This is a genomic window from Oricola indica (assembly GCF_019966595.1).
Lineage (GTDB): Bacteria > Pseudomonadota > Alphaproteobacteria > Rhizobiales > Rhizobiaceae > Oricola > Oricola indica.
In genome coordinates this window covers 1-2,640 of sequence record NZ_JAINFJ010000039.1, presented here as the reverse complement: position 1 = coordinate 2,640, position 2,640 = coordinate 1, and the positions used below count along the sequence as shown (strand labels likewise).

Annotated in this window: 1 protein-coding gene; it reads right to left on the bottom strand. The window is 61.2% G+C overall.

What is annotated here, in order from left to right; genetic code table 11:
• Positions 1-33 precede the first annotated feature (33 nt).
• A partial coding sequence (locus LC343_RS24920; protein WP_223479853.1) for a Tn3 family transposase occupies positions 34-2,640 on the bottom strand: 2,607 nt, incomplete at its 5' end.

The following is a 2,640-nucleotide window of genomic DNA, read 5'->3' as shown; positions in this document are numbered from 1 at the left end:
GGGGTCGGTTCCGGCTGAGGGCGAAATGACACCCTAAGCATTCTTCCCCTTGGGCCACAGATACTCGCCAGTCAGCAGGATGTGCGCCCAACCCAGCGGGGATATGTGGGCCAGCAGTTCAGGCGGCACATCGGCCCCTTCGTTCCACCGCTCTGCGACGGCATGGCCGAGATGGACGGTGTTCCAATAGATGATGATCGCGGTCAGGAGGTTGAGGCCGGCAATCCGGTAGTGTTGCCCCTCTGCTGTGCGATCGCGGATTTCACCTTGGCGCCCAATACGAAGAGCATTTTTCAGAGCATGATGGGCTTCACCCTTGTTGAGCCCGATCTGCGCACGTCGCTGCATGTCCGTATCGAGGATCCACTCTATAATGAAGAGTGTGCGTTCGATGCGGCCGACCTCGCGCAGCGCAACCGCGAGATCGTTTTGGCGCGGGTAGGAAGCGAGCTTGCGTAGAAGCTGGCTGGGCCTGATCTTGCCGGCGGCCATAGTGGCGGCACAACGGAAAAGGTCAGGCCAGTTCGCAACGATCAGTTCCTCGCGGATTTTTCCGCCTACCAGCTTGCGCAATTCTTTGGGTGTCGCATCTGGATTGAACACATACAGCCGCTTCGACGGCAGGTCCCGGATGCGCAGGACGAGCCGATATCCGAGCATGGCGCTGGTCCCGAACAGATGATCGGTGAACCCGGCCGTGTCGGCGTATTGCTCACGAACCTGGCGGCCGACCTCGTTCATCAGCAGGCCATCGAGAATATACGGCGCCTCGCTGACGGTAGCCGGAATCGTCTGTGAAGCGAACGGCGCGAACTGGTCGCTGACATGAGTGTAGGCTTTGAGGCCGGGTTCACCGCCATATTTGGCGTTGATCATATTCATGGCCTCGCCCTGTCGCGCTGAAGGGAAGAACTGGCCATCGCTTGATGCCGTCGTGCCCATTCCCCAGAAGCGCGACATCGGCAGTTTTCCCTGCGCAGCAACCACCATGGCCAGCGCCTGGTTCATGGCATCGCTTTCGACATGCCAACGGGCGAGGCGCGAGAGCTGCCAGTAATCATGCGTGTTGGTGGCCTCCGCCATTTTTCGCAGTCCCAGGTTCAGCCCTTCCGCGAGCAGAACGTTGAGGAGGCCAATCCGGTCGCCGCATGCAACTCCGGTTCTCAGGTGGGTAAAGGCTTCGGTAAAGCCGAGAGCGGCATCGACCTCGAGCAGGATGTCGGTGATTCGCACGGGCGGCATTCGGCGATAAAGATCGAGTATCAGCTCCTCAGCGTTGTCGGGAACGTCCGCCGTCAATCGGTCGATCCGCAAAGTGCCATCTTCTATGCTGCCGTGGGGGATGGTTCCGTTCCGGTTTGCTCGGGCGAGCCGCTTCAGAGCGTCAGCGAGCCGCGCCTTACGATCCGTAAGCCAGCCCTGCGGGTCGATTGGCACGGCCAACCTCGCGGTCTCTTGCGCCGCAACCATGGGCACCAGTACCTGCTTGAGATCGCCATAGCGGCGCGAATGAGCGAGCCAGATATCCCCGGAGCGGAAAGCATCGCGCAGGTGGAACAGAACTGCGACTTCCCAGAGCCGATCGTCTCCTTTCTCCTGCGCTCGCAAATGACGATGCCATTTCGAGTTGGGCCGCAGGAAGCTTCCATCTGCCGATGCTGAAGGCCGTATTTTCCCGATCGCTGCAGCGGCCGCAACCAATGGCTCCGCGACCGGCGCGGCCTCGATCCTCAGGCATCGCAGCATGCGCGGTGCGTAGCGACGGAAGCGATGGTAACCCTGTCCGACATGAGCCAGCGGATCATCGGCCAGCGAGTTGCTGAGCTGGGCGCCTGTCGCCACCAGTTGTTCCAGGCGACCCCATTCCGGAGATTTGGCGACGGCTGTTTCCAGCGGCACGCCATCATTGCGGGCCTCAAGCAGCGAGGCGCCCAACGCGGTGAAGGCGCGAATCGTATCGGTGAGCGCTGCCTTGGAATCGGCAATCATCTCGTCATGCAGCCGTTTCGCCTCCCGCCAGGTCTTCCCGACGATCCGGTCATGGGTTTCGACGACAGTATCGGCGATCGCAGCTTCCCATTCCACAACGCAGACGGCAAGGATCGCCCAGCGCCGGTCAGAAGTGATGTCACGCAAACCGTCCGTAAAGTAGCGTTCGCCCTGGCGGCGCAGGCGTGCGACACGGTGAGGTGGAGTGCCGGCGAGAACCTGATGATCGAGATTCAGATCGCGCAGAAACTCCAGCCTGTCGAGCAGGCGGTTTGCGGCAGCCGAGTTGTTGCCGACCTCGAAATTGCGCAGCCAGATAAAGCGACTGACATTGCCGGCCAGCATCTCGGCCAGAAGCCCGTCCAATCGCTCGCGCGCTTCAGCATCCAGCTTTTCCGCAATCCGCGTTTCGATCCTGCGCTCTGCGGCGACCAGGGCGTCCGCGCACAGGCGTTCGATTGTTGAGACGGCCGGCAGGATAGTCGAAGTCTCCCGGCATCGAGCAACAAAACGCTGGGCAAGATCCTCGTTCGATCGGACGTCTTCTGCCTGATCGAAAAGCCAGTCCCGCAGATCACGGGCGCCACGGCCCGAGAACGTCTTGTAGCCGTAGATTTCGCGCAGCGTGTCCATGTGCTGCTGGCGGGTCTG